The organism is Burkholderia sp. 9777_1386, from assembly GCF_015712265.1.
GTDB lineage: Bacteria > Pseudomonadota > Gammaproteobacteria > Burkholderiales > Burkholderiaceae > Burkholderia > Burkholderia cenocepacia.
The window spans coordinates 35,924-54,674 of sequence record NZ_JACCQB010000027.1; the positions used below are offsets into that span (position 1 = coordinate 35,924).

Annotated in this window: 14 protein-coding genes; 9 read left to right on the forward strand and 5 right to left on the reverse strand. The window is 67.9% G+C overall.

Features of this window, described 5'->3' with window-relative positions; translation table 11 throughout:
- The first annotated feature begins 28 nt into the window (after positions 1–28).
- Entirely contained in the window at positions 29–1,189 is a 1,161-nt protein-coding gene (ftsY, locus tag H0X91_RS20330; RefSeq protein ID WP_006483736.1) for a signal recognition particle-docking protein FtsY, read from the forward strand.
- An 85-nt stretch (positions 1,190–1,274) separates the two neighbouring features.
- Here the strand turns inward: ftsY and maiA are convergent, their stop codons facing one another.
- On the reverse strand, positions 1,275–1,919 hold the full coding sequence (gene maiA / locus H0X91_RS20335) for a maleylacetoacetate isomerase (protein ID WP_006499022.1): 645 nt from the start codon (positions 1,917–1,919) through the stop codon (positions 1,275–1,277).
- 179 nt (positions 1,920–2,098) lie between these two features.
- Here maiA and ybiB point away from each other — a divergent pair, with 179 nt between their 5' ends.
- Both ybiB and leuA read left to right on the forward strand, forming a co-directional pair.
- Positions 2,099–3,073, forward strand: a complete 975-nt coding sequence (gene ybiB / locus H0X91_RS20340) for a DNA-binding protein YbiB (protein ID WP_034201347.1) — start codon at positions 2,099–2,101, stop codon at positions 3,071–3,073.
- A gap of 368 nt (positions 3,074–3,441) precedes the next feature.
- Positions 3,442–5,088 (forward strand): 2-isopropylmalate synthase, encoded by a 1,647-nt coding sequence (gene leuA, locus H0X91_RS20345; RefSeq protein ID WP_080323498.1) that lies wholly within the window; start codon positions 3,442–3,444, stop codon positions 5,086–5,088.
- A 143-nt stretch (positions 5,089–5,231) separates the two neighbouring features.
- Here leuA and H0X91_RS20350 read toward each other — a convergent pair whose 3' ends face one another.
- Together H0X91_RS20350 and pagL are read right to left on the reverse strand one after the other, a co-directional pair.
- Entirely contained in the window at positions 5,232–5,615 is a 384-nt protein-coding gene (locus H0X91_RS20350; RefSeq protein WP_006483747.1) for a nuclear transport factor 2 family protein, read from the reverse strand.
- A 45-nt stretch (positions 5,616–5,660) separates the two neighbouring features.
- Complete coding sequence (gene pagL, locus H0X91_RS20355; protein WP_006483740.1) at positions 5,661–6,230, reverse strand: lipid A 3-O-deacylase PagL; 570 nt, start codon at positions 6,228–6,230, stop codon at positions 5,661–5,663.
- Positions 6,231–6,591: 361 nt separating this feature from the next.
- Between pagL and rpoH the strand changes: the two genes are divergently transcribed.
- The 6 genes from rpoH to H0X91_RS20385 all read left to right on the forward strand — a co-directional run bounded on the left by rpoH (position 6,592) and on the right by H0X91_RS20385 (position 14,125).
- Positions 6,592–7,527 carry an RNA polymerase sigma factor RpoH gene (gene rpoH / locus H0X91_RS20360; RefSeq protein WP_006483735.1) on the forward strand — a complete coding sequence of 312 codons (936 nt, stop codon included), beginning with the start codon at positions 6,592–6,594 and terminating at the stop codon, positions 7,525–7,527.
- Between the two features lie 360 nt (positions 7,528–7,887).
- A complete protein-coding gene (cydP, locus tag H0X91_RS20365) occupies positions 7,888–8,160 on the forward strand; it encodes a cytochrome oxidase putative small subunit CydP (protein ID WP_369718778.1) in 273 nt (90 codons plus the stop codon).
- Entirely contained in the window at positions 8,150–9,730 is a 1,581-nt protein-coding gene (locus H0X91_RS20370) for a cytochrome ubiquinol oxidase subunit I (protein WP_006483728.1), read from the forward strand. The genes cydP and H0X91_RS20370 overlap by 11 nt, the downstream gene beginning before the upstream one ends.
- 31 nt (positions 9,731–9,761) lie before the next feature.
- On the forward strand, positions 9,762–10,898 hold the full coding sequence (gene cydB, locus H0X91_RS20375; protein WP_006483746.1) for a cytochrome d ubiquinol oxidase subunit II: 1,137 nt from the start codon (positions 9,762–9,764) through the stop codon (positions 10,896–10,898).
- Between the two features lie 62 nt (positions 10,899–10,960).
- Positions 10,961–11,083, forward strand: coding sequence for a cytochrome bd-I oxidase subunit CydX (gene cydX, locus H0X91_RS20380; protein WP_006483737.1), 123 nt, complete (start codon positions 10,961–10,963; stop codon positions 11,081–11,083).
- A gap of 570 nt (positions 11,084–11,653) precedes the next feature.
- The gene (locus tag H0X91_RS20385) at positions 11,654–14,125 is read left to right on the forward strand and encodes a family 20 glycosylhydrolase (protein ID WP_196433285.1); all 2,472 of its coding nucleotides are present in this window, start codon (positions 11,654–11,656) and stop codon (positions 14,123–14,125) included.
- Between the two features lie 180 nt (positions 14,126–14,305).
- Here H0X91_RS20385 and nagE read toward each other — a convergent pair whose 3' ends face one another.
- Both nagE and ptsP read right to left on the reverse strand, forming a co-directional pair.
- Entirely contained in the window at positions 14,306–16,072 is a 1,767-nt protein-coding gene (gene nagE / locus H0X91_RS20390) for an N-acetylglucosamine-specific PTS transporter subunit IIBC (RefSeq protein ID WP_006499031.1), read from the reverse strand.
- Positions 16,073–16,158: 86 nt separating this feature from the next.
- Complete coding sequence (gene ptsP / locus H0X91_RS20395; protein WP_196433286.1) at positions 16,159–18,741, reverse strand: phosphoenolpyruvate--protein phosphotransferase; 2,583 nt, start codon at positions 18,739–18,741, stop codon at positions 16,159–16,161.
- Positions 18,742–18,751 lie beyond the last annotated feature (10 nt).

Below are 18,751 nucleotides of genomic sequence, written 5' to 3' on the forward strand. Positions count from 1 at the left end.
CGGCTCGCCCTCTTCCCGACGTCAGACCATGTTCAGTTTCTTCAAACGATTCAAGAAAACGCAGGAGCCCGATCCGGCGGAATCGCAATCGGCCGACGCGCAGCAAGCGGACGAAGCGTCCGACGCCGACGCGCCCGTGCTCGACGCGCCGCCCGCGGCCAGCGTGCCGCCAGCGCCCGCGCAACCGGCTGCGCCGGCCGTCGTGATGACCGTCACGCCGACCAACGACGGCCGCGACGAAGTCGTCGAGACGGTCGAGATCGTGCCGCCGCCGCTGCAGGACGCGTCCGCGAAGAAGTCGTGGCTCGCGCGCCTGAAGACGGGGCTCGCGAAGACGGGCTCGAGCATCACCGGCGTCTTCGTCAACACGAAGATCGACGAGGATCTGTACGAGGAGCTCGAAACCGCGCTGCTGATGTCCGACGCGGGCGTCGACGCGACCGAATACCTGCTCGGCGCGCTGCGCGAAAAGGTGCGCGCGGGCCGGCTGACCGATCCGCAGCAGGTGAAGGCTGCGCTGCACGACCTGCTCGTCGAGCTGCTGACGCCGCTCGAGAAATCGCTGATGCTCGGCCGCGCGCAGCCGCTCGTGATGATGATCACCGGCGTGAACGGCGCAGGCAAGACGACCAGCATCGGCAAGCTCGCGAAGCACCTGCAGAGCTTCGACCAGTCGGTGCTGCTGGCTGCCGGCGACACGTTCCGCGCGGCCGCGCGCGAACAGCTGGCGGTCTGGGGCGAGCGCAACAACGTGACGGTCGTGCAGCAGGAGAGCGGCGATCCGGCCGCGGTGATCTTCGACGCGGTCAGCGCCGCGCGCGCGCGCAAGATCGACGTGATGATGGCCGACACGGCCGGCCGCCTGCCGACGCAGCTGCATCTGATGGAGGAGCTGAAGAAGGTGAAGCGCGTGATCGCGAAGGCGCACGACGGCGCGCCGCACGAAGTGCTGCTGGTGATCGACGCGAACACCGGCCAGAACGCGCTCACGCAGGTGAAGGCCTTCGACGACGCGCTGGGCCTGACCGGCCTGATCGTCACGAAGCTCGACGGCACCGCGAAGGGCGGGATTCTCGCCGCGATCGCGCGGCAACGGCCGGTGCCCGTCTACTTCATCGGCGTCGGCGAGAAGGTCGAGGACCTGCAGCCGTTCAGCGCGGTGGAATTCGCGGACGCGCTGCTCGGCTGAACGCCGCCGGCCTGCATCGCACGGGGCGCCTTCGGGCGCCCTTTTTCATGCGCGCCCGATCATGCTCGCCACGGGCGCGCCGCGCTCATTCCGCGTCGGGCTGCGCGCCCGGCTCGGCGGCCTTGAACGCGTCGATCGTCGCCGCATGGTCGACGATCCGCTGGATCGTCGGGAAGCGCGTCGTGTCGATCGAGAAGCGGTTCGCGTTGAACACCTGCGGCACGAGGCACACGTCGGCGAGCGTCGGCGTGTCGCCGAAGCACAGCTTGCCGGTGCGCGGGTCGTTCGCAAGACGCGCCTCGAGCGTTTCGAAGCCCGCCTCGATCCAGTGCCGGTACCACGCGTTCTTTGCGTCCTCGGGCACCTTCAGCGTGTGCTTCAGGTACTTGAGCACGCGCAGGTTGTTGAGCGGGTGGATTTCGCACGCGATCTGCAGCGCGACCGCGCGCACGTACGCACGATCGACCGGCTGCTTCGGCAGGAGCGCGGGCTCGGGATGGGTTTCGTCGAGATATTCGATGATCGCGAGCGACTGCTGCAGCGTCGCGTCGCCATCGATCAGCGTCGGCACGACCGCATCCGGATTCAGCGCGCGGTACGCGTCCTTCAGTTGCTCGCCGCCATCGCGCAGCATGTGCACGGGCGCATAGTCGAACGGCAACTGCTTGAGGTTCAGGGCGATCCGCACGCGGTACGACGCGGAACTGCGGAAATAGCTGTAGAGCTTCATGGGATGTCTCTCGTAGTCGTATTCGGCCGGCAGCGGCACGGGCGCGGCGCAGCCGGTGCGCGCGCCGCCGGGAACCAGAGTGTAGCGCGGCACGATGCGCGCCCGCGCCCGTGCGATACTCGGGGCATTCCTCACCGCTCACCGCGCGGCCCGATGCCGGCCGCCCGCCCCACGTTCCGATGACCGCTTCCCACGATCCCGCCGCCGCTCCGTTCCCTTGCGCCCGCTTCATCAAGGAAATCGGCCGCGGCCCGCACGGCGCGCGCGCCCTGTCCGCCGAGGACACGTTCGCGCTCTATCGCGCGATGCTCGATGCGCGCGTGTCGGACGTCGAACTCGGCGCGATCCTGATCGCCTATCGGCTGAAGGGCGAATCCGCCGACGAACTGGCCGCGATGCTCGCCGCCGCGCAGGCGTCGTTCGAGCCGGTGCACGTGCAGGACGCCGCGTTCCGCCCGGTGTCGATTCCGAGCTACAACGGCGCGCGCAAGCAACCGAACCTCGTGCCGCTGCTCGCGCTGCTGCTCGCGCGCGAAGGCGTGCCGGTGCTCGTGCATGGGGTCGAGCAGGATCCGGGCCGCGTGACGAGCGCCGAGATCTTCTCTGCGCTGTCGCTCCCGCCGTCGACGTCGCACGATGCGATCGAGGACACGCTCGCCGAACGCCGCGTCGCGTTCGCGCCGATCGACGTGCTGGCGCCGCGCATCGCGCACCTGCTGTCGATGCGCAGCGTGCTCGGCGTGCGCAACTCGACACATACGCTCGTGAAGATCCTGCAGCCGTTCGCGCCGGCCGGGCTGCGGCTCGTCAACTACACGCACCCGCCGTACCGTGACAGCCTCGCGCAGCTGTTCCGCGATCATCCGGACGCCGCGCTCGGCGGCGCGCTGCTCGCGCGCGGCACCGAAGGCGAAGCGGTGGCCGATACGCGGCGCCAGGTGCAGGTCGACTGGCTGCATGACGGCGTGTGCGACACGCTGATCGAGGCCGAGCGTTCGTCGACCGACGCACCGCCCGTCGCGCTGCCCGAGTCGCGCGATGCGGCGACCACGGCCGCGTGGACGGACGCCGTGCTGCGCGGCGAGGTGCCGGTGCCCGACACCGTGGCGCGCCAGGTCGCGACGATCGTGCAGGTCGCCCGCATCGCGCGCTGACGACCTGCCCCTTTATCCCGACATTTGACACGCGAGCGCATCCTGGCATAGAGTGGCCGTCATGCGTTCCCTTCCGAACACCCTCCGAATTACCTCCGGCCGCCTAGCGCGGCCGCTATCGCTACGACTAGCCTAAGGCTGTCGTAGCGCCGTGTGCTGTTCGCACGGTCCTCCCAGCAGTTTCTCGCAGTACCCCTCTCGCAGTTTTTACAACCCGAAGTCGTCAGCCTTCGTCCGTCTATCCGTCGGCCGATTCGCGAAGATCATCCGCATCCGCGGCGCCATCGTGCGCCGGGATGCGAGGCAGCGCCAACCGTCGCCCATGCCGCCCCGTCTTCGCTCGCGACTTGAGACCCGAGGTCCAGAAGATGATGCGCAATCCGCAAGACAAGTACCGTCCGTTCGAGCCCGTTCGCCTCAATGGCCGCCGCTGGCCGGCCCGCACCATCGAGCGTGCGCCCGTGTGGATGAGCACCGACCTGCGCGACGGCAACCAGTCGCTGATCGAGCCGATGAGCATCGAGCAGAAGCTCGAGTTCTTCGAAATGCTGGTCGCCATCGGGTTCAAGGAGATCGAAGTCGGTTTTCCGTCGGCGTCGCAAACCGACTTCGATTTCGTCCGCAAGCTGATCGACGACAAGCGGATTCCCGACGACGTGACGATCGAGGTGCTCGTGCAGTCGCGCGAAGACCTGATCGCCCGTACGTTCGATGCGCTCGAAGGCGTGCCGCGCGCGATCGTGCACCTGTACAACGCGGTCTGCCCGTCGTTCCGCCGCATCGTGTTCGGCATGTCGAAGAACGACGTGAAGGCGCTCGCGATCGACGGCACGCGCATCATCAAGGCACACGCGGCCGCGCGCCCGGAGACGCACTGGACCTTCCAGTACTCGCCGGAAACCTTCAGCATGACCGAGCTGACGTTCGCGCGCGAGATCTGCGACGCGGTCGCGCAGACGTGGCGCCCGACCCGCGACCACAAGATGATCGTCAACCTGCCGGCCACCGTCGAGGCCGCAACCCCGAACGTGTTCGCCGACCAGATCGAATGGATGGACCGCAACCTCGCGTATCGCGACAGCATCGTGCTGTCCGTGCATCCGCACAACGATCGCGGCACCGCGGTCGCGGCGGCCGAACTCGCGCTGCTCGCGGGCGCCGACCGCATCGAAGGCTGCCTGTTCGGCAACGGCGAGCGCACCGGCAACGTCGATCTCGTCACGCTCGCGCTGAACCTCTACACGCAAGGCATCGACCCGGGCCTCGACTTCTCCGACATCGACGCCGTGCGCCGCGTCGTCGAACGCTGCAACCAGATTCCCGTGCATCCGCGCCATCCGTACGCGGGCGACCTCGTGTTCACCGCGTTTTCCGGCTCGCACCAGGACGCGATCCGCAAGGGCTTCGCGCAGCAGCGCCCCGATGCGATCTGGGAAGTGCCGTACCTGCCGATCGACCCGGCGGATCTCGGCCGCAGCTACGACGCGGTGATCCGCGTGAACAGCCAATCCGGCAAGGGCGGCGCGACCTTCCTGCTCGAACGCGGGATGGGCTTCACGCCGACGCGCCGCGTCCAGATCGAGTTCAGCCATGCGGTGCAGACGCTCGCCGACGCATCGGGCGAGGAAGTGACGGGCGACACGATCTGCGCGCTGTTCGCGCGCGAATTCTTCGAGACGGACGGCCCGGCCGCGCGCCACGGCATCGGCGCGCGCTGGCAAAACCGCGAGATCGCGCTGGCGCCCGCCGCCGACGCGACGCCCGACGACGCCGTGCGACGTTTCGCCGCGGCATTCGCGAGCGCCGCCGGCGCCACGATCGACATCGCGTCGTGCGAATCCACGCGCACGGCGGACGGCCGGGTCGCGGTATCGGTCGGCTGCCGGGTCGGCGACGCGCCGCTGCGGCACGGTGTCGGCGTGCACGTCGATGCGGCAAGTGCGGCGCTCGATGCGGTCGTCAGCGCGATCAACCGCTCGGCATGGCACTGCGCGGATCGCCGCGCGGCGGCCTGAACGCGGGGCTTCGATGCAGGGTTGAAACGTCAGCGAGCGGTGCGTGACCGCCCGTGCGCCGCGCGATCCGCGCCGCACGTGGCAACAAAAAGCGGCTCAGAAGGCCGCTTCGGTCGGGGCATGAAAAAGCGCGTTACCCGCGCTCACGCCTCGGTCGCGCACCGCGTCGCCTGCCACGCGAACAGGCTCCAGCGACCGTGGTCGTGCGTGTGGACGGACGTATAGGCAATCGGGAACACGAGGCCGCCGTTGTTGGTTTCCATCTCGATCAACGCGCGCCCGGTGACGACGCAGGTCTCGTCGCCGACCGGCAGCACGTCCTGCGACTGGATTTCGATCTGGCGATAGCGGCGGCGGCCGGCGACGATGGCGTCGATGAACTGCTGCTTGGTTTCGCGTTTGCCGTTGGTATGGACGAAAAACACCTTGTCCGACAACAGCGCGTCGAGCGCCTCGCCGTCGCCGTCCACCATCGCCCGGAACCGGTCGCGCTCGAGCGCGCGGATCGCATCGACCACCTTCGCCATCGCCTGACTCCTCGGCAACGCGCCCGCCTTGCACGGGCGTACGGATCAGAAGTTGTACTGCAGGTAGAACTGGTGGAAATTTATACCAGGATTCGGCTCTTTGATACCCGCGTTAGACACATGTTCAAAACGGTAGCCGACCTGATACTGTTGCCGTTGGCCGAACTGCACGCCCACGCCGCCCGTCGGCGCGAACTGGAACGCGGTCGACAGCGAGAAATTGTCCGAGATCGTCGGGTGCGTCAGGAGCCGGACGCCGCCGCCCGCCTCGATGAACGGGCGAATCTGCCCGCTGCTCTTGATGAAGCGGAACATCGGCGTCACGCCGAACTCGCCGATGCTGCTGTGGACGTTGCCGCCCGTGTGCCAGTAGCCGGCATGCCCTTCGACGACGAACGCGAAGTGCCAGCCGCCGACTTCCCACCAGTTCCAGCCCGGATCCCACACCACGCCGATATCGGCCTTGTCGACCCCGTGACGATCCGAAAACCCGCCGCCCGCCTGGATCCCCCAGCGATCCGCGAAAGCCGCACCCGATCCGCCCAGAAGAGACGCTGCCAGCATCGCATGCAGCACCAGCCGGCTGCGGGGCCGGCGATTCTTCTTATTGTTCATCTGACACTCCAACTTTGTGGGTTGAATGGAGCCTGCCGCAACGGCCGGGCCCGAGCGAACTGAATGGTATGGTAAAGGACTTTTCGGATCGGCATCACGAAACGAAATGGCTTCCTTCCAAAACGACAAAAATCGAAATCGTCTACTGATTCCCATCAGAAACAACGGCTTACGGAACTTCGTGGCGCCACCCTGGTCGCAGAATAGACTATCGGCTCGACTGGTTCGATAGAAAAATGGGGAACTCCGATGCCCCCGCCCGCTCTAAGGAATTAGCACTCACCTTGCGGGAGTGCTAAGATGATCCACGGAATCTCATTCGAGACCGGGGGTTTGTCCCTGATTCCAAAGGAGTTTTTTAGTGAGCAACGCCCTGACCCTCCCGAACACCCTGAGCCCGACGCCGGCCAAGGCCGAATCGGCAGGCTCGCTGGCGCTCGCAGCCCAATCGATGTTGCCCGGCCAGCTCGGCAACATCGACGCGTACATCCAGGCCGTCAACCGCATCCCGCTGCTGACCGCCGAGGAGGAACGCCGCTACGCAACCGAATTCCGCGACGACAACAACCTCGACGCGGCGCGCCGCCTCGTGCTGTCGCACCTGCGTCTCGTCGTGTCGATCGCGCGCAACTATCTCGGCTACGGCCTGCCGCACGGCGACCTGATCCAGGAAGGCAACATCGGCCTGATGAAAGCCGTGAAGCGATTCGACCCGGCGCAAAACGTGCGCCTGGTGTCGTATGCGATTCACTGGATCAAGGCCGAGATCCACGAGTACATCCTGCGCAACTGGCGCATGGTGAAGGTCGCGACGACGAAGGCGCAGCGCAAGCTGTTCTTCAACCTGCGCAGCCACAAGAAGAGCATGCAGGCGATGACGCCCGAGGAAATCGACGGCCTCGCGCAGGAGCTCAACGTCAAGCGCGAGGAAGTCACCGAGATGGAAACGCGCCTGTCGGGCGGCGACATCGCGCTCGAAGGCCAGGTGGAAGACGGCGAGGAGTCGTACGCGCCGATCGCCTACCTGGCCGACTCGCACAACGAGCCGACCGCCGTGCTCGCCGCGCGTCAGCGCGACATGCTGCAGACGGACGGCATCGCGCAGGCGCTCGACGCGCTCGATGCACGCAGCCGCCGCATCATCGAGGCGCGCTGGCTGCACGTCGACGACGACGGCTCGGGCGGCTCGACGCTGCACGATCTCGCCGCCGAGTTCGGCGTGTCGGCGGAACGCATCCGCCAGATCGAAGCGAGCGCGATGAAAAAGATGCGCACGGCGCTCGCCGAATACGCGTAAATCGCGGCAATTTAGAGCGCTTCGTCGAAAACCGCTGCCTGACCGGCAGCGGTTTTTTTTCGTCCGTTTTTCCGCTGCTTTTCACCCGCTTTTCAACGCGTCTCACACACCGTTTCTACGCCGATTAATTGACCTGATTCATCGGATATTGCGTCATTTGCAGCGGCCTTCCGCATAACCTTGATCCAGCTCAATTTTTACCCCACGCTTCGCGACGGTCTGCCGCAGCGCAGCACTCGGCAGCGGAAAGCCGTCCTTTTAAAATTGGCATGTCAGGCGCAAAAGGATTAAAACAGCTTCACGGCCGTCACCAATCCGACGTAAAGTCGCCCCCAATCCGATCTCAATCGATTCAGGATAATCGCCTTGATCTCGATCAATAAAGAGCCTTCGCGGCCGGCCGGCACGATCGGCTGGCGCGCGCGCATCGCCGCGTGGGCACGCGGCCCCACCCTCGCCCGCGACATCGCGCTGGTGCTGATCGTCAAGCTGATCCTCCTGATGTCGCTCAAATACGCATTCTTCAATCATCCGCAGGCCGAGCACATGTCGTTGCCGCCTGCCGCCGTGGCCGAGAAGCTGCTCTCGGTGCCGGCGCCTGCATCTACCGAGGGAGACCACCATGATAAGTAGCGAAGTCGTCGATCTGTCACGTCTGCAGTTCGGCATCACGGCGCTCTACCACTTCCTGTTCGTGCCGCTGACGCTCGGCCTGTCCTGGCTGCTCGTCATCATGGAAGCCGTCTACGTGATGACCGGCAAACAGGTCTACAAGGACATGACCCAGTTCTGGGGCAAGCTGTTCGGGATCAACTTCGCGATGGGCGTGACGACCGGCATCACGCTCGAATTCCAGTTCGGCACGAACTGGTCGTACTACTCGCACTACGTCGGCGACATCTTCGGCGTGCCGCTCGCGGTCGAAGGCCTGATGGCGTTCTTCCTCGAATCCACGTTCGTCGGCCTGTTCTTCTTCGGCTGGAACCGCCTGTCGAAGGTCAAGCACCTGGTCGTCACGTTCCTCGTCGCGCTGGGCTCGAACCTGTCCGCGCTGTGGATCCTCGTCGCGAACGGCTGGATGAACAACCCGGTCGGCGCCGAGTTCAACTACCAGACGATGCGTATGGAGCTGACGAGCCTGTTCGACGTGCTGTTCAACCCGGTCGCGCAGGTGAAGTTCGTGCACACCGTGTCGGCCGGTTACGTGACGGCCGCGATGTTCGTGCTCGGCATTTCGTCGTGGTACCTGCTGAAAAAGCGCGACGTCGACTTCGCGCTGCGCTCGTTCGCGGTCGCGGCCGGCTTCGGCCTCGCGGCCACGCTGTGCGTGATCGTGCTCGGCGACGAATCGGGCTACACGACCGGCGAAGTGCAGAAGATGAAGCTCGCCGCGATCGAATCGGAATGGGAAACCCAGCCGGCGCCGGCATCGTTCACGCTGATCGGCATCCCGAACCAGAAGGAAGAACGCACCGACTACGCGATCAAGATCCCGTACGCGCTCGGCCTGATCGCGACGCGCTCGATCGACGAGCCGGTGATCGGCCTGCGCGAGCTCGCGAAGCACAGCGAGGAACACATCCAGAGCGGGATGGTCGCGTACGGCGCCTTGCAGAAGATCAAGGAAGGCGACACGAGCGACGCGACCCGCGCGCTGTTCGACCAGCACAAGCAGTATCTCGGCTACGGACTGATGCTCAAGCAGTTCACGCCGAACGTGGTCGATGCGACGCCCGAGCAGATCAAGGCCGCCGCGAAGAAGACGATCCCGCCGGTCGCACCCGTATTCTTCTCGTTCCGGATCATGGTGTTCCTCGGCTTCCTGTTCCTCGCGACCTTCGTCGCCGCGTTCTGGTTCTGCGCGCGCCGGCAGTTGCTGCAGGACAACCGCCGCTGGTTCCTGCGCTATGCGGTGTGGGCGATCCCGCTGCCGTGGCTCGCCGCGGAATTCGGCTGGGTCGTCGCCGAGCTCGGCCGCCAGCCGTGGACGATCGCGGGCATCCTGCCGACGCATCTGTCCGCGTCCAGCCTGACGTCGACGGACCTGTACCTGAGCCTCGCCGGTTTCATCGCGTTCTACACGGTACTGTTCATCATCGAGATCAAGCTGATGTTCAAGTACGCGCGCCTCGGCCCGTCGTCGCTGCATACCGGCCGCTATCACCACGAACTCGCCGCCGCCGGCGAGCGGGCCGCGGTCTGAGCACGCCCTCGCAACCGAACAAGGAATCGCTATGGACTATGCAACTCTCAAGCTGATCTGGTGGCTGCTCGTCGGCGTGCTGCTGATCGGCTTCGCCGTCACCGACGGCTTCGACATGGGCGCGACCGCGCTGCTGCCGTTCCTCGGCAAGACCGACGAGGAGCGCCGCATCATCGTCAACACGGTCGGCGCGACGTGGGAAGGCAACCAGGTGTGGCTGATCACGGCCGGCGGTGCGATGTTCGCCGCGTGGCCGCTCGTCTACGCCGCGTCGTTCTCCGGCTTCTACTTCGCGATGCTGCTCGTGCTGTTCGCGCTGTTCTTCCGGCCGGTGGGCTTCGACTACCGCAGCAAGCGGCCCGACCCGCGCTGGCGCGCGGGCTGGGACTGGGGCCTGTTCGTCGGCGGCTTCGTGCCGGCGCTGGTGTTCGGCGTCGCGTTCGGCAACCTGCTGCAGGGCGTGCCGTTCAAGTTCGACAGCGACCTGCGCGTGACCTACTACGGCGGCTTCTGGGCGCTGCTGAACCCGTTCGCGCTGCTGTGCGGGCTCGTCAGCCTCACGATGCTCGTCGCGCACGGCGCCGCGTTCATCAAGATGAAGACCGACGGCGTGATCGCGCGCCGTGCGTCGATCGCGCTGCGCGTCGCGTCGTTCCTCGCGGTCGTGCTGTTCGTGCTGGCCGGCGTGCTCGTCGCTTCGTATATCGGCGGCTTCCACATCACCCACGCCGCGCCGACCGACACCGTCGCGAACCCGCTGCTCAAGGACGTCGCCGCCGGTTCGGGCCTGTGGCTCGCGAACTACGGCGAGTATCCGTGGATGATCGCGGCGCCCGTCGTCGGGATCGCGGGCGGCGTGCTCGCGCTGCTGCTCGCCGGCTCGAAGCAGGAGAAGACGGCGTTCTTCTGCACGGGCCTGATGATCGTCGGCGTGATCCTGACCGCGGGCTTCTCGATGTTCCCGTTCATCATGCCGTCGTCGCTCGACCCGCGCAGCAGCCTGACCGTGTGGGATTCGACGTCGAGCCACATGACGCTGCAGGTGATGCTGTTCGCGGTGATCGTGTTCCTGCCGATCATCCTGCTCTACACGAGCTGGGTGTATCGCGTGATGCGCGGCAAGGTCACGCACCAGACGCTCGAAGAGAACAAGCACTCGATGTATTGACGCACTGAACCGGGCCGGGGCGCGCAGGCGCCCTCGCCCACCGTTTCGCAAGGAGTCGGATCATGTGGTATTTCAGCTGGATTCTCGGTATCGGCGTCGCGCTGTCGTTCGGCATCGTCAACGCGATGTGGCTCGAAGCGCGGCAGAAGCCGCAGGAAGCGCCGGTGCGTGCGCGCCGCGACTGACGCAGTGACGCACCGCGCGCGATACGCGCGGCCGCCGTCCGACAACGGAAAGAACCTCGCTTCGCGCGAGGTTTTTTTTCGTCACGGCCGCGCCGGCGGGACGTCGCACGGCGATGCCAATTTAGCGCCAGATTGATACCACTTGAATACCAATAAAAGGTTTCATAAGATCGTTGGACACGGCCGCTGACAGGCCGATTCCTTCTGGGTGGGGGAGACATGCGAATCCCGTGTGTGGCGTGCGCGTGCGCGCCGTGTCGATGTCCGCGTGCCACGGCGCGTGCCGTCGTCGCGCTCGTGCGCGGCCAACCGCGCGCCGTCGATTGCGGCCGTCTCGCCGCTGCAGCGAACGCCGCGAGCCGCCGATGATTCCGCGCACGCCGCCGCGCCGCGCCGACCGGCACGCATGCCCGCCTCCCGTTCCGTAACGCACGCGCCCGCGTGCCGAATGCGCGCGGCGCAGCCGCATCGCTCCGCGTGCTGGTATCTCCCGCAGCTCCACTGAAAGACCCGATCGCAGCGACGTCGCGTCACGGCGCCGCTACGCCCCCTTTTTCTCAGGAGTTCGAATTGAAGCGTACCTTGCCCTCCCTCATTGCCGGCCTGCTGATCGCCGTGCTGTCGCCGGCGGCGATCTCCGCGGCGCCGGCGTCGGCCGCCGCTGGCGCGAACGCCGGCACCGCGCAAGCGGCCAGCCTCGCGATGCTGCTGTCGAACGGCCTCGCGTTGCGCGTGGCCGTCGACAACAACCACGCGGCCGCGGCCGGCGTACCGTGCGCCGATCTCGGCGCCGACGGCGCCGCCTGCGCGACCGGCCGCCTGATCCTGCAGAACCGCGGCCATGCGGCGATCGCCGACGGCGGCTGGAAGCTCTACCTGCACAGCATCCGCCGCCTGCTGCGGATCGACCGGCCGGGCTTCGCGCTGCGGCGGCTCACCGGCGACCTGTACGAGCTGACGCCGCAGCCGGGCTCGGTGCGGCTCGCGCCCGGCGAGCGCATCGAGCTGCCGTTCGTCGCCGAATACTGGCTGCTGCGTTACAGCGACGTGATTCCGCGTCCGTACGTCGTCGTCGACGGCGCGCCGCCGGCCGTGCTGCGCTACGACGACACCGACAACGAGCTGCGCTACGTCGAATCGCTGCCGGCCGACGCGCAGAACAACTCGACCGGCAACGCGCCGCCCGTGGCCGCGCGGCCCGATCCCGGTCGCGCGTTGCCGAGCGTGAAGCGCGAGCTGCCGCTGCCCGGCACGCTCGAGCTGCGCGGCGTCGAACTCGCGCTGCCGGACCTGCCGGACGCGCAGGTCGCGGCGCTGCGCGAGCGCGCGACGACCCTCGGACTCGACGGCGCACGCGTGCCGGTACGCGGCTTCGTCGCGCCGAGCCGGCTGCCGGCCGACCTCGCGACACCGGGCGGCTACCGGCTCGCGATCGGGCCGCGCGGCGTGCTGATCGAAGGCTACGATCGCGCGGGCCTCTACTACGGCGTGCAGACGCTCTACTCGCTCGCGCCGGCCGGCGGCGGCCCGATCCCGGCGATGCTCGTCGAGGATGCGCCGCGCTTCACGCATCGCGGGATGCACGTCGACCTCGCGCGCAACTTCAAGCAGCCGGCGACGCTGCGCCGCCTGATCGACCAGATGAGCGCGTACAAGCTCAACCGCCTGCACCTGCATCTGTCCGACGACGAAGGCTGGCGCATCGAGATTCCCGGCCTGCCCGAGCTGACCGAGATCGGGGGACGCCGCTGCCACGACCCGAGCGAGACGCGCTGCCTGCTGCCGCAGCTCGGCTCCGGGCCGGACAATCGCTCGGGCGGCGGCTACCTGACGCGCGACGACTACGTGGCGCTCGTGCGCTACGCGGCCGCGCGCTTCGTTCAGATCATCCCCGAGATCGACATGCCCGCGCATGCGCGGGCGGCCGTCGTGACGATGGAGGCGCGCTACCGGCGGCTGCATGCGGCGGGTCGCGAGCAGGAAGCGAACGCATACCGGCTGCTCGACCCGCAGGACACGACGAACCTGACGACGGTGCAGTTCTACGACCGGCGCAGCGACCTGAACCCGTGCGTGCCGGGCGCGCTCAACTTCGCGTCGAAGGTGATCCGCGAGATCGCGGCGATGCACGCGGACGCGCAGGCGCCGCTGCAGACCTGGCACTACGGCGGCGACGAAGCGAAGAACATCTTCCTCGGCGGCGGCTTCCAGCCGCTGAACGGCACCGACCCGAACAAGGGGCGCATCGATCTGGCCGCGCAGGACAAGCCGTGGGCGCGTTCGCCCGCTTGCACGGCGCTGCTCCAGCGCGGCGAGATCAAGTCGATCGACGAGCTGCCGACGCGTTTCGCGAAACAGGTGAGCGCGGCGGTCAACGCGAGCGGGATCGGCACGATGGCCGCGTGGCAGGACGGCATCAAGCATGCGAACGGGCCGCAGGATTTCAGCACGCGCCACGTGATGGTGTCGCTGTGGGACACGATCTTCTGGGGCGCGTCGGACAGCGCGCGCGACCTGAGCGGCAGGGGCTACCAGACGGTGCTCGCGCTGCCCGACTACCTGTACTTCGACTTCCCGTACACGCTCAATCCGCGCGAGCGCGGCTACTACTGGGGCTCGCACGCGACCGACGAGTACAAGGTGTTCTCGCTCGCGCCGGAGAACCTGCCGCAGAACGCCGAAGTGATGGGCGACCGCGACGGCAACCCGTTCGAGGTGACGGGCACGGGCCCCGCGCCGCGCATCGAAGGCATGCAGGGCCAGGCTTGGGGCGAGGTGATGCGCAACGACACCTTTCTCGAATACATGACCTATCCGCGACTGCTCGCGCTCGCCGAGCGCGCGTGGCACCGGGCCGACTGGGAGCTGCCGTATGCGGCCGGCGTGCGCTTCAAGCGCGGCGACACGCATCACGTCGACATCGCCGCGCTGCAGCGCGACTGGGCCGGCTTCGCGACGCTGCTCACGCAACGCGAATTGCCGAAGCTCGACCGCGCCGGCGTCGGCTACCGGAAGCCGACCTTCACGCTGACGAATCCGTGATCGGCTGACCGGCCAGGCAGTCGAGCGACAAGCGATGCGGCGCAACGCATCGCGTATCGCGCACCGCCGTCTCCAAAGCAAAAACGGCTTGCGACATCGTCGTCGCAAGCCGTTTTCTTTTGGCCTCTCTTGACCGCCGACCCGCATCCGCCGCGCGGATGTCAGGCCGGCTTCACCGCATCACGCCGGTTGGGCTGCCGCCCCGCCGCCCGACGGCGGCAGGCGCGCGCCGAGTTGTTCGGCATAGCGTGCGGCCGCGTTGCCGCAGACGATGTGGAACGTGTCGAGCGACACCCACGCGACGTCGAGCGTGCCGAGACGCTCGCGATCGACCGCCGACGGATCGCGCACGACCACGCGCAGGCGCGTGGTGGCCACCGCATCGAGCGACGCGACGTTGGTCGCGCCGCCGAACACCGCGAGCCAGCGGGTCGGTTCCGGATCGAGCGGGCCGGCGGCCGCGCCCGTGACCGGCTGCGCGGCGGCCGTCGCCGGCGCGGCCGCACCGGTCGCGCCGCCGCCGATCGCGGCGCGCATCTCGTCGGCAATGATGTCGGCCTCGGGCCCGATGATCACCTGCACGCTGTTGCCGCCGCGCTTGAGCACGCCGCGCGCGCCGATCGACTTCAGTTCCGGCTCCGACACCTGCTCCGGATCGACCACGGTCAGGCGCAGGCGCGTCGTGCACGCGTCGACGACCGACAGGTTGGCCGCGCCGCCGAGCGCGGCGATGTAGCGTTGCGCGCGCGGTGCGGCAGCCGTTGCAGCCGCGCCCGCGGCCGGTGCGACGAACCCGCCCGATGCGTACGATTCCGTGGCCGCATCGGTCGACGCCGGCTCGCGGCCCGGCGTGGCCATGTTGAACTTGCGGATGAAGAAGCGGAACAGCCCGTAGTACGCGGCGCCGTACGCGATGCCGAGCGGAATCGCGATCCAGCCCTTCGTCGACAGCCCGTAGTTCAGCACGTAGTCGATCGCGCCGGCGGAGAACGTGAAGCCGAGCTTCACGCCGAGAATCTGGCAGATCGCGAGCGACAAGCCCGTCAGCACCGCATGGATCACGTACAGCACCGGCGCGAGGAACATGAAGCTGAACTCGATCGGCTCGGTCACGCCGGTCAGGAACGACGTCAGCGCCATCGAGAACAGCAGGCCGCCGACCATCGCGCGGCGCTCCTTCGGCGCCTCGTGCAGCATCGCGAGACACGCCGCCGGCAGGCCGAACATCATGATCGGGAAGAAGCCGGCCATGAAGGTGCCCGCGGTCGGGTCGCCCGCGAAGAAGCGGTGCAGGTCGCCGTGCACGATCTCGCCGCCGGCGGGCGGCGTGAAGTTGCCGAACACGAACCACGCGAGCGAGTTGATGATGTGGTGCAGGCCGGTGACGAGCAGCAGACGGTTCAGGAAGCCGAACACGAACGCACCGATCGCGCCCGCCGTCGTCAGCCACTGGCCGGCCGCGTCGATCGCATGCTGGATCGGCTGCCACACGTACCCGAACGCGATGCCCAGTATCACGCAGACCAGCCCGGTGATGATCGGCACGAACCGCTTGCCGCCGAAGAACGCGAGGTAGTCCGGCAGCTTGATGTCCTTGTAGCGGTTGTACAGCAGGCCCGCGACGACCCCCGCGATGATCCCGGACAGCACGCCCATGTTCAGCTTGGGATCGATGTCCTTCATGATCGCGGTTTCGATCAGGTAACCGATCGCGCCCGCGAGCGCCGCCACGCCGTTGTTGTCCTTCGCGAAGCCGACCGCCACGCCGATCGCGAACAAGAGCGGCAGGTTGTCGAAGATCGCGCCGCCGGCGTCGGCGATCATCTTGATGTTGAACACGTCCGGCTGGCCGAGTCGCAGCAGGATGCCGGCGACCGGCAATACCGCGATCGGCAGCATCAGTGCCCGGCCCAGGCCCTGTATTTTCAGAAACGGATTCCCGTTCATTCAGTCCTCCAATCCTTGTCTCGTCATTAATCGTCGTTGAGCGAATGCCTTCGTCGTGAAACCGGTCGCGAACCTGCCGTCGACGCTCAGTCGAGCGGCCAGACCTCGCGGCTTGCTGCCCTTACCGCCTGTGCCGAGTCGAGCGCGAGCAGATCCTGCGCGCGCTGACGGCACAACTGGTAATCGAGACGGCGCACACGCGCCTTGATGCCCGGCACCGACACCGGATCGACCGACAGTTCGGTCACGCCGAGGCCCACCAGGACCGGCACCGCGAGCGGATCGCCGCCGAGCGCGCCGCATACGCCGACCCACTTGCCGTGCTTCGCGGCGCCGCGCACCGCGATGTCGATCAGGCGCAGTACGGCCGGATGCAGGCCGTCGGACAGCGCGGCCAGGTCGGCCTGGCAACGGTCCATCGCGAGCGTGTACTGGGTCAGGTCGTTGGTGCCGATCGACAGGAAATCCGCGTGCTGCGCGAGCTGGTCGGCCAGCAGCGCGGCCGACGGCACCTCGATCATCACGCCGACCTCGATCGGCTCGGTGCGGCCCTGCGCGCGCGCGAATTCGTCGATGCGCTTGCGCAGCCGCACGAGCTCGCCTGCGTCGGTCACCATCGGCAGCAGGATGCGCACCGCGCCGAACGGCTTCACCGCGAGCAGGCCCTGCAACTGATCGTCGAGCAGATCGGGGTGCACCTGCGCGAGACGGATGCCGCGCAGGCCGAGCGCCGGGTTCGGTTCGGGCGGCAGCGTCAGGTAGTCGACTTCCTTGTCCGCGCCGACGTCGAGCGTGCGGATGATCGCCGTGCGGCCCTGCAGCGCGTCGACGATCGACTGGTAGCTCTGCTGATGCTCGACCACCGTCGGCGCGGCCTGGCGATGGATGAACATCAGTTCGGTGCGCAGCAGGCCGACCGCGTCCGCGCCGTTGTCGACCGCGGTATTCGCGTCGTCGAGCGTCGCGATGTTCGCGGCGACCTCGATCGCGCGACCGTCGACCGTCGCGGCCGCCTCACCGGCCTGTTGCCGGTTCGCCTCGCGCACGCCGTCCAGGCGCTGGCGCTCGTGCCGCGCGCGCTCGACGTCGAGCGCGGTCGGGGCATGTTCGAGCCGGCCCGCACTCGCATCGACGACGACCTGCGTGCCGTCCGGAATCGCGTACAGTGCATCGCCGACCGCCACCAGCGCCGGGATGCCGAGCTGCCGCGCGATGATCGCCGCGTGCGACGTCGCGCCGCCGCGCGCCATCACGAGCGCGGTCACGCGTTCGCGATCGAGCGACGCCAGGTCGGACGGCGTGAATTCCTCGGCCGCGAGCACGGCCTCGTCGGGCAGCGCGCGCGCGGCGCCGTTCGTATGGCCGAGCGCGCGCAGCACGCGCTTCTCGATGTCGCGCAGGTCGGCCGCGCGTTCGGCGAGCAGCGCATCGTCGAGCTTCGACAGCGTGTCGATCTGCGTGCGGATCGTCGCGCGCCACGCGAAGCCCGCGCCCTTGCCGAGACTGATCAGGTCGCGCGCCGCGTCGACCAGCGTCGGGTCCTCCAGCAGCACGCGATGCACCGCGAAGATGCCCGCCTCGCCCACCGCACCGCGCGCCGAGGCGTTGCGCACCGTTTCGCCGAGTTCGGCGTCGACCGCCTTCAGCGCCTGGTCGAGGCGGCGGCTTTCCGCGGCCGGCGTGCCGGACGCCTGCTCGGGCGGCACGATGTCCGCATCGTCGAGACGCACCAGCGTGCCGACCGCGATGCCGGGCGCCGCGCATACGCCGGCGAGCGTGTTCGGGTCGAGCGTCGCGCCGGGTGCGTGCGCGATGGCTTGCGGCGCGGGCGACTTCAGCCGCGCCGGCTTTTCTTCCACTTCGCCGTGCGCCTCGCGCAGCAGCTCGCGCTCGACCGCATCGACGGCCTGCTGCGCGTGCGCGCCGCGCCCGACCAGTTCGACCGTCGCGCCTTCGCCGGCGCCGAGGCCGAGCAGGCCGACAACGCTCGCGATCGACGCCTTGCGGCCGTCGAACAGCACGTCGACGGTCGCATCGAACCCGCGCACGGCTTCACGCGCCCGTGCGGCCGGCCGCGCATGCAGCCCGCCCGGCTGCGCGAGCACGATCTCGCGGCGCACTTCGTTCTGCGCGGCAGCACCGGCCTGCGCCGCCTGCGCGGCGGCTTCGCCCTTGCCGCGCAGCGCGAGCAACGGCGTCTCGCCGGCGGTCGCGAAACCGCTTGCGCGCTCGACCACCTCGAACGCGTCGGAATTCGCGATCGCGATCACCGACACGAGCGAATGCGCGTGGCGCGCCACCGCGTCCTGGTCGAACTCGATCAACAGCGCGCCCGCCTCGACACGCGCGCCGGCTTCGACGTGCGCGATGAAGCCCTGCCCGTTCAGCTCGACGGTATCGATGCCGATGTGCAGCAGCACTTCCGCGCCTTGCGGTGTCGTGATCGTGACCGCATGGCCCGTGCGCGCGAGATGCGACACGACGCCCGCGCACGGCGCGACGAGCCGGCCCGCGAGCGGGTCGATGCCGATGCCGTCGCCGAACATCCCGCCGGAGAACACCGGATCGGGCACGTCGGCCAGCGCGACGATCGGCCCCGTCAATGGGCTGAGCAGAACGATCTGATCGTGGGTGGGGCTCTTCAACTGGGATTCCTCGGCGCGTCTCATCGGCTTTCTC